Source organism: Candidatus Acidianus copahuensis (assembly GCF_000632495.1).
In the GTDB taxonomy this organism is placed as follows: Archaea; Thermoproteota; Thermoprotei_A; order Sulfolobales; family Sulfolobaceae; genus Acidianus; species Acidianus copahuensis.
Window position 1 is genome coordinate 61,781 of record NZ_JFZT01000045.1, and the last position, 7,455, is coordinate 69,235.

A 7,455-nucleotide genomic window follows, 5' to 3' on the forward strand; every position below is an offset into this window, starting at 1 on the left:
TTCCTTATATAATTCAGTAAATACTAATGGCTCTAAATTTCTGGGACCTCAATTAGTATTACATAACCTTTCATATCCCCTAAGTCAACGTCTACATCAATTGCTCTGAGTCTATCATTGATATTATTAAGATCGAGCAAGGTAACCTTAAAATCTTGGTAAATGTTTTTTGCAATCTCTAATGATTTAATAGCTTGAGCCTTCGACAGTTGTATGTCAAATATCCCTGCACCCTCAGTTATCACTGGGCCGAAAACTGATTTCATTAATTATCTATACTACTCTTATAGAATAATATTTTAAGATCAATAGCAGAAGTCTGAAGGTATTGTTAACTTCTATACACTTTATAATTACTCCATGTATTTAGGGATTATGGGATTCATAATAACGTTCTACTTTTTAATGGTTATCCTCTATATTTGATCCAAAATTCTCTTTGATGAAAAGAGATACGTATTTTTCTTCAACAACGTAGCATTAAAGTCTACTCTCATTTTGGAGAAATAATATCTATTAACAAGCTTTCAGGTTAATGTATTTTTAGTATACATATTGTCTACTATAGTTTCATCATGATCAATATCTAGATCTCTCACCATATTCACCTTATTAACAAACTAGTTCTACTCACACCTTCAAAATACCTTACGCTTTAGCGTTTGAGAAACATGCATTCTATCCTTTTACATCCTTCTCATAAAATATTAGGTTATTCCATAGTAATATGGAATTTTAGACCTTATATATTGTCTATCAACTAGATATTTTATCGAAGTCCATATGCCAACAATAAAAGTAATATTTGGTCCGGAAGGAGATAATGGAATTACATTCTTACTGTTTGAAGTCGTGAAGACTTTGCCTAATAAACAATCTATATCCATAGATGTAGAGACTGATCTACTGTATCAATATAATAGCCCAACAATAGAAATCAATGGTAAAAGGACTGTAATAGATTACTTTTCAGATGAAGAATGTAAAGAAAAACTTCATAGATTAATAAAAGGAGAACTTATAGAGGAGAGGAAAACGAAGAAAATTTACAAAACAAATGATTATATTTTTGGAGAAGGAGTTCCTGCTTTCTGATATCCTCAGCTTACTAAAACTGGATTTATCCATAAGATGAAATTGCACAGTAGCATTGTCACTACATTTCAACATTAAGCAAGGATTGACATTTCTAAAGAAACAGCTATGGATAGAACTTTTAGGTTAAGAAGAGGAGGACGCTTGTCGGGTATCTTTTGTTCTGTTTTGGTTTTTCAGTTTGATCCCTCTAACTTATTATAGCCCTATTTCACCTGTTGTTAGGCCAATGATGTCCCTATTACTTTATAACTATACTGTTAGACCACAGAAGTAAAATAATTCTAGCATATTTCTTAAGCATAACTACACGCCCTGCAAGTACGTAATGTGTCCTTCCTGTCAATAACGGAGAAATATATATCCTCGAAATCTATATTATTAATATAAAATTCCTTTGAGGTTGTCAACTGAATTCTCATTACTGAACGTCCTATTTGCAGCAGAGTTAAAAGATTAAATTATTAATTATAATTAAATTATATAAAAAAATTGAAACATAATCTTTCTTATAATAATTTATATTAATACTAACGTTAAATAGGTTAAATGTATTATGTCTATTTAAGTTAATTTTTTCCTAATAGAATTAATAATAATTATATATGATAAGTTCTTTGATTTTATTAATAATACTTAGAGAACTAAGTTAGGAATATCTCTACATGGGCCCGGAGGGATTTGAACCCTCGATTACTGCCGTGTGAGGGCAGCGTCCTAACCAGGCTAGACGACAGGCCCAGATGCTTAGTCATATTCTAAAATAAAAAATTAAACTTTTACGCTACTCTTAAACTATCTAGAATAGTAGGAGCATAAACGTTTGTATTCCATAGACCAAGCCTTTTCCTATTCCTGTTTAGTAAATCCCTAAACTCTGATATTGCAGAGGCCTCTCCGTGATTAAGTAATATATTTCTAGGTTTAGGTGACATATGCTCGAGGAACTTTAACAACTGTGTCTGATCCGAATGTCCAGAGAAACCTTCTACAGATTTAATTTCCATCTGAATAGTTATATTTTCTACTCTACCATCTCTGTTAATTATTTGAACCTCTCTAGCGCCGTCCCTTATTTTTCTTCCCAAAGTACCCTCAGCCTGATAACTTACAAACACTAATGAGTTTCTAGCGTCTGAAGCCATCTCTTTGAAAAACTCCACCGCTGGTCCTCCATTTAACATTCCAGACGTCGCCAGTATTATACTGGGTTCTCCGTGTGCGATATCCTCACGATATCCTTCAATTCTCTTAAAGTTAGGCGCTGTAAACGGGTTCTCATCACGATAAAGTATAGAATCTCTTACTTCCTTAGATAACCATTCAGGATAAGCTGTATGGATAGCAGTTACCTCATCAAATAATCCTGTTACATATACAGGCACTTCTGGAATTAATTTTTCCTTTATAGCGTTATTTATTACTAACATCATCTCTTGACCTCTACCTACAGCCAAGACTGGTATAAGCACCTTACCTCCCTTATTAACCGTATTATTTATTATATCGACCAATTCTTTTTCAGATTCTTCTCTATTTGTCTGTTTTTGCTTTCCATAAGTAGTTTCCATTATTATCGTATCTACTTTAGGAAATTCATTGACAGCCTTATCCAATAACCTAGTCCTAGCATACTTAAAGTCCCCAGTGTACACAATATTATGCATACCATCGCCAATATGAAGGTGCGCCATTCCAGAACCTATTATATGACCAGCGTTGTAAAATGTTAGCCTAATATCTGGAGCTATGTCTGTCACCTCTTCGTAGTCTAGAGTAATTGTATGCAAGAGCTCCTTTCTTACCTCTTTAGCGGAGTATGGTAGGGGTCTCCCCTCCTTCTCTGCAACATCTAGTAAATCTAATTGCATTAATGCCATAACATCCCTTGTTGGAGATGTGGTATAAACAGGTCCCTCATATCCATACTTAAATAGAAAAGGAACCATACCACAATGATCTAGGTGTGCATGTGTTATAACGACAGCGTCTAGATCCTCTAATCTTAGTTGATCAATGTCAAGTTTAGGATACATTCTTTCTCCGAAGCTAGCGCTAGGGTTAACTCCTGTATCTAAAAGTACTCGACTTTCCTTAGTCTCTACCAATACAGCAGATCTACCTACCTCTTGAAAAGCTCCTAATGCAGTGACTCTAACATATCTATCCTTAAATAAGAGTTCTCTATGAATCCTTTCACCAAACGTCTTGAGTATCTTAGATCTATATTCAGTTTCATTATACATATGAGTAAGAACGCTTTCTACAGTCCTAGACTTTATAGGCGGTTCCCTAACTATCTCAGGCTTCCAGAACGTTTCCATAAAAATCTTTTGTTGAATTAGACCTCCTTTCCCTATTACAAGACCTGGTTTTTTTGCCTTTATTAATACCTCGCCTAAATCTTCGTCAAACTTTACATCAGCTATCTGCGCCTCTGGAGGTACGATATTCTTTATAATTTCAAGAGCTTCTTTCTCGTTTTTTCTTACACTTCTATCTGCCTTCACTACTATCCTCTTTTTTATTTCCTTGGCGATCTTTCTAATAACTTCAGTATTATTTGTTAAAAATGAAGGATTCTTTACATATATAGCTATCTCTGGACCCTCAAATTCAATCCTAGTTATCTGTGCATCTTTCGGTATACCGTTGTATATAGATGCTATTAACTCAAGCCTACCTGCCAAACTTAATCACCAATTTTAGTAGAAGAAGAATTACACTAATCGCTATTTACTTTTTAATATTTAAATCTTGTTAACATAGAGTATGGAATTGAGAGAACACGTAATAGACTTACCAGGAAGGATATTTATTGGAAATGGAATTATATCAAAGATAGAAGAATATCTTTTAGAAAGTAGACTCGAAGGACCCTATCTAATAATTACTGGTCATAACGTTAGACGATTGGTTGTAGAATCAGTCTTAGATAAATTATCGTCCGCAGATTTATTAGTAGCTGAAGTAGACGATGCTAATTTAGACGAAGTAAAAAAAGCTGAAGAACTATCAAAAACCAAAAACATCAGAACAGTACTAGGTATAGGTGGAGGAAAATCAATAGATGTTGCTAAGTTGACGGCATTCGATCTTAACCTAAACTTTATTAGCGTTCCTACATCTCCATCCCACGATGGGATAACTTCTCCATTTGCTTCAATAAAAGGTCTAGGTAAACCTGTTTCTCTAAAAGCAAAAGAACCTAACATAATCATAGCTGATATAGATATACTTAGCTCAGCTCCTAGAAGGCTAATAAATGCAGGTATAGGTGACACAATAGGCAAGATTATAGCTGTGAGAGACTGGAGATTAGCAGCAAAATTAAGAGGAGAGTATTACGGTGACACTACTGCTTCCCTTGCCCTTCTTTCTGCAAAACATGCTATAATTTGCTCTAGAATAATAAATAAGGATCTAAAGTATGGTATTAGGCTCTTAATGGAAGCGCTTATAAGTAGTGGAGTAGCTATGGGAATGGCTGGTAGTACAAGACCGGCAAGCGGATCTGAACATCTGTTTGCTCATGCAATTGAAATGCTATATCCCGAAGGACCAATGCATGGAGAATTGGTGGGAATTGGTGCAATAGTTATGGCTTACATTCATGGCATAGACTGGAAAGAAATAAGAAAGGCATTAAAAAGAATTGGAGCACCAGTTTCAGTAAAAGAAATTGGAGTACCTGATGAGATCGCGATTAAAGCGCTTACCATTGCTCATACTATAAGACCAGAAAGATATACTATATTAGGAGATAGAGGAGTTACATGGAATTCGGCTGAGAAAATACTTAAAGATACTGAAGTTATCTCTTAAATGTATCCTCATTGAATACTTCAGTATAAGTTAATGTAAATCCTGGTAATACATAAGTTAATATATCCCTCGCTAGATTGTATTTGACTATTTCTATACCATCAACTAAGAAGTAGTCCTTTGGAATCGTAATTTTTACATTCTTAGAGTCCTGCAGTATTTCCGTATTTAACTTATTTTCCTTAAACCATCTTTCTATGAGAGCATCCACTTTTTCTTTTGGTTCTTTTAAGACTTTTACGACTTTTACTTTATACATCAAAGTTCTTCCCGCATATGGATGATTTAGATCTAAAACTACTCTGCCTCCTGTAACACTCCTAATAGTAGCATATCCTCCTCCCTCAACTCTAACTATCATATTCGGTCTAGGATTTATTCCTTGCCTTTTTAGCTCACTTAGACTAACTATTTTTACTTTTGAAGGATCTCTATTTCCATATGCTTTTTCTGGTTGAATTTCAAATTCCTTTTCTTCATTTTCATTAAGATTATATAGAGCCTCCTCCAATCCAGGAATAACTCTATGTTCACCCAGGATTACAAGAAGAGGCTTGTACTTTTGTTCTGTATTATATACGTTTGCCTTCTTGGCTTCTTCTTCAATTGTTGTATCAATTACTTCTCCAGTATCTTTAATTTTTGCTACATAATCTATGTAAATGAAATCGTTATCCTTAAACATTTAGAGGTCAATGTCTGTTAATTATCATAGCTTTAAAATTACTCTTTTCAGCGATCTCCCACATCAATTTTTTTATAGAAACAGCTTTCTTTTCTCTATGGATTATAAAGTCAAGGACATCGGATTAGCTGAACAAGGTAGAAAACAAATAGAATGGGCAGAACTCCATATGCCTGCTCTAATGGAAGTAAGAAAAGAACTAGTGGCAAAAAACAGTTTAAAAGGTTTAAAAATAAGCGCTGTACTACATGTTACTAAAGAAACAGCAGCTTTGGTTAGAACTCTTAAGCAGGCAGGGGCTGAAGTAGCCTTAGCAGGAAGTAATCCTCTATCTACACAAGACGATGTAGCTGCCGCTCTAGCTAAAGATGGAATAAAAGTTTTTGCATGGAAAGGGGAAAGCGAAGATGATTATTACCAAAACATGAACATAATACTATCTTACAATCCAGATATTTTAATGGATGATGGAGGAGATCTTCACGCATTGGTTCATGAGAAACACTCCAACCTCAAGATTATAGGAGGTACAGAAGAAACCACTACTGGGGTAATTAGACTAAAAGCAATGGAAGAAGATAATGTCCTTAAATATCCAGTTATAGCTGTAAATAATGCCTTTACTAAATACCTTTTTGATAATAGAGTCGGAACAGGACAGAGTGCAATAGATGGGATAATAAGATCTACAAATGTGTTAATAGCAGGTAAAGTTGCTGTTGTTGTAGGATATGGTTGGGTCGGAAGAGGAATAGCCATAAGGTTCAGAGGTATGGGAGCTAGAGTGATCATAGTTGAGGCAAATCCCCTGAGGGCATTAGAGGCAGTAATGGACGGATTTGATGTGATGCCTATGGTAAAAGCTTCGAAGTTAGGGGAAATATTTGTTACAGCAACTGGTAATATAAATGCAATAAGCAAGGAACATATACAAAATATGAAAGATGGAGCTATATTAGCTAATGCTGGTCACTTTAACGTAGAAATTGATGTTAAAGGATTAGGGGAAATTGCTAAAAACGTCAGAGAGATAAGACCTTATCTTGATGAATATACCTTAGCAAACGGAAGAAGAATATATCTCTTAGCGGAAGGTAGATTGGTAAATTTGGCAGCCGCAGAAGGACATCCAAGCGAGGTAATGGATTTGAGTTTCTCAAATCAGGCTCTATGTGTTGAATATATATATAATAATAAAGAAAAATTGCAGAAAAAAGTGTTAAATGTACCAGCTGAAATAGATGAGAAAGTAGCATTTCTTAAACTTAAAGGAATGAACATAGAAATTGAGGAATTAACCAAGGAACAGAAGGAATATATGAAACAATGGAAATATGGTACGTAGTTTTTTAACGTAAGTCTTAAAAGAGATTATGCAGTTTTATTAAAAAGTGGGCCCGTAGCTCAGCTAGGTAGAGCGCCCGGCTCATAAGATAATCTGAGAAACCGGGTGGTCCAGGGTTCAAATCCCTGCGGGCCCAAGCGTAGGATAAAGGGCCCGTCGTCTAGCCTGGTTAGGACGCTGCCCTGACACGGCAGTAATCCAGGGTTCAAATCCCTGCGGGCCCATGTCTTTTTAAGATGATATGTTGATACTATGAGATTTAAAACTAAATCATCTATGTTTTAGAAGAATCCCCATCTCTATAAACCTCGCAAACACAACTTATACACTTTAAAATACACATCTCAGGTTGTGATCCTTTGAGACAATAACCGCGTTTACTATAAGTACATAAAGTGTTATCATCATTAATGAGAGAGAAGAGATACCTTTGCTCAACCTTATAGTCTAGATTTCTCTTGATTTCATCAATTGAATTCTCGCAGTAGAATGTCTATTGTATTAA

Annotated in this window: 6 protein-coding genes and 3 tRNA genes; 5 read left to right on the forward strand and 4 right to left on the reverse strand. The window is 35.0% G+C overall.

Features of this window, described 5'->3' with window-relative positions:
- Window positions 1-32 precede the first annotated feature (32 nt).
- Window positions 33-266: a hypothetical protein gene (locus tag CM19_RS08090; protein WP_048099947.1), complete on the reverse strand. Its 234-nt coding sequence runs from the start codon at window positions 264-266 to the stop codon at window positions 33-35.
- 517 nt (window positions 267-783) lie between these two features.
- On the opposite strand from CM19_RS08090, the gene CM19_RS08095 reads away from it, so the two are divergent.
- The gene (locus CM19_RS08095; protein WP_048099948.1) at window positions 784-1,095 is read left to right on the forward strand and encodes a hypothetical protein; all 312 of its coding nucleotides are present in this window, start codon (window positions 784-786) and stop codon (window positions 1,093-1,095) included.
- 666 nt (window positions 1,096-1,761) lie between these two features.
- Here the strand turns inward: CM19_RS08095 and CM19_RS08100 are convergent.
- Together CM19_RS08100 and CM19_RS08105 are read right to left on the reverse strand one after the other, a co-directional pair.
- Window positions 1,762-1,836: transfer RNA gene (locus CM19_RS08100), tRNA-Val, on the reverse strand.
- A 38-nt stretch (window positions 1,837-1,874) separates the two neighbouring features.
- A complete protein-coding gene (locus CM19_RS08105; protein WP_048099949.1) occupies window positions 1,875-3,785 on the reverse strand; it encodes a beta-CASP ribonuclease aCPSF1 in 1,911 nt (636 codons plus the stop codon).
- Between the two features lie 82 nt (window positions 3,786-3,867).
- On the opposite strand from CM19_RS08105, the gene CM19_RS08110 reads away from it, so the two are divergent.
- The gene (locus CM19_RS08110) at window positions 3,868-4,920 is read left to right on the forward strand and encodes an NAD(P)-dependent glycerol-1-phosphate dehydrogenase (RefSeq protein ID WP_048099950.1); all 1,053 of its coding nucleotides are present in this window, start codon (window positions 3,868-3,870) and stop codon (window positions 4,918-4,920) included.
- Here the strand turns inward: CM19_RS08110 and CM19_RS08115 are convergent.
- On the reverse strand, window positions 4,910-5,605 hold the full coding sequence (locus tag CM19_RS08115; protein ID WP_048099951.1) for a peptidylprolyl isomerase: 696 nt from the start codon (window positions 5,603-5,605) through the stop codon (window positions 4,910-4,912). The genes CM19_RS08110 and CM19_RS08115 overlap by 11 nt on opposite strands.
- A 97-nt stretch (window positions 5,606-5,702) precedes the next feature.
- On the opposite strand from CM19_RS08115, the gene ahcY reads away from it, so the two are divergent.
- From ahcY to CM19_RS08130, 3 genes are all read left to right on the forward strand, one after another.
- Window positions 5,703-6,950 (forward strand): adenosylhomocysteinase, encoded by a 1,248-nt coding sequence (gene ahcY / locus CM19_RS08120; RefSeq protein WP_048099967.1) that lies wholly within the window; start codon window positions 5,703-5,705, stop codon window positions 6,948-6,950.
- A 48-nt stretch (window positions 6,951-6,998) separates the two neighbouring features.
- Window positions 6,999-7,086 (forward strand) — tRNA-Ile (locus CM19_RS08125).
- Between the two features lie 13 nt (window positions 7,087-7,099).
- Window positions 7,100-7,174: transfer RNA gene (locus CM19_RS08130), tRNA-Val, on the forward strand.
- Window positions 7,175-7,455: the final 281 nt, after the last annotated feature.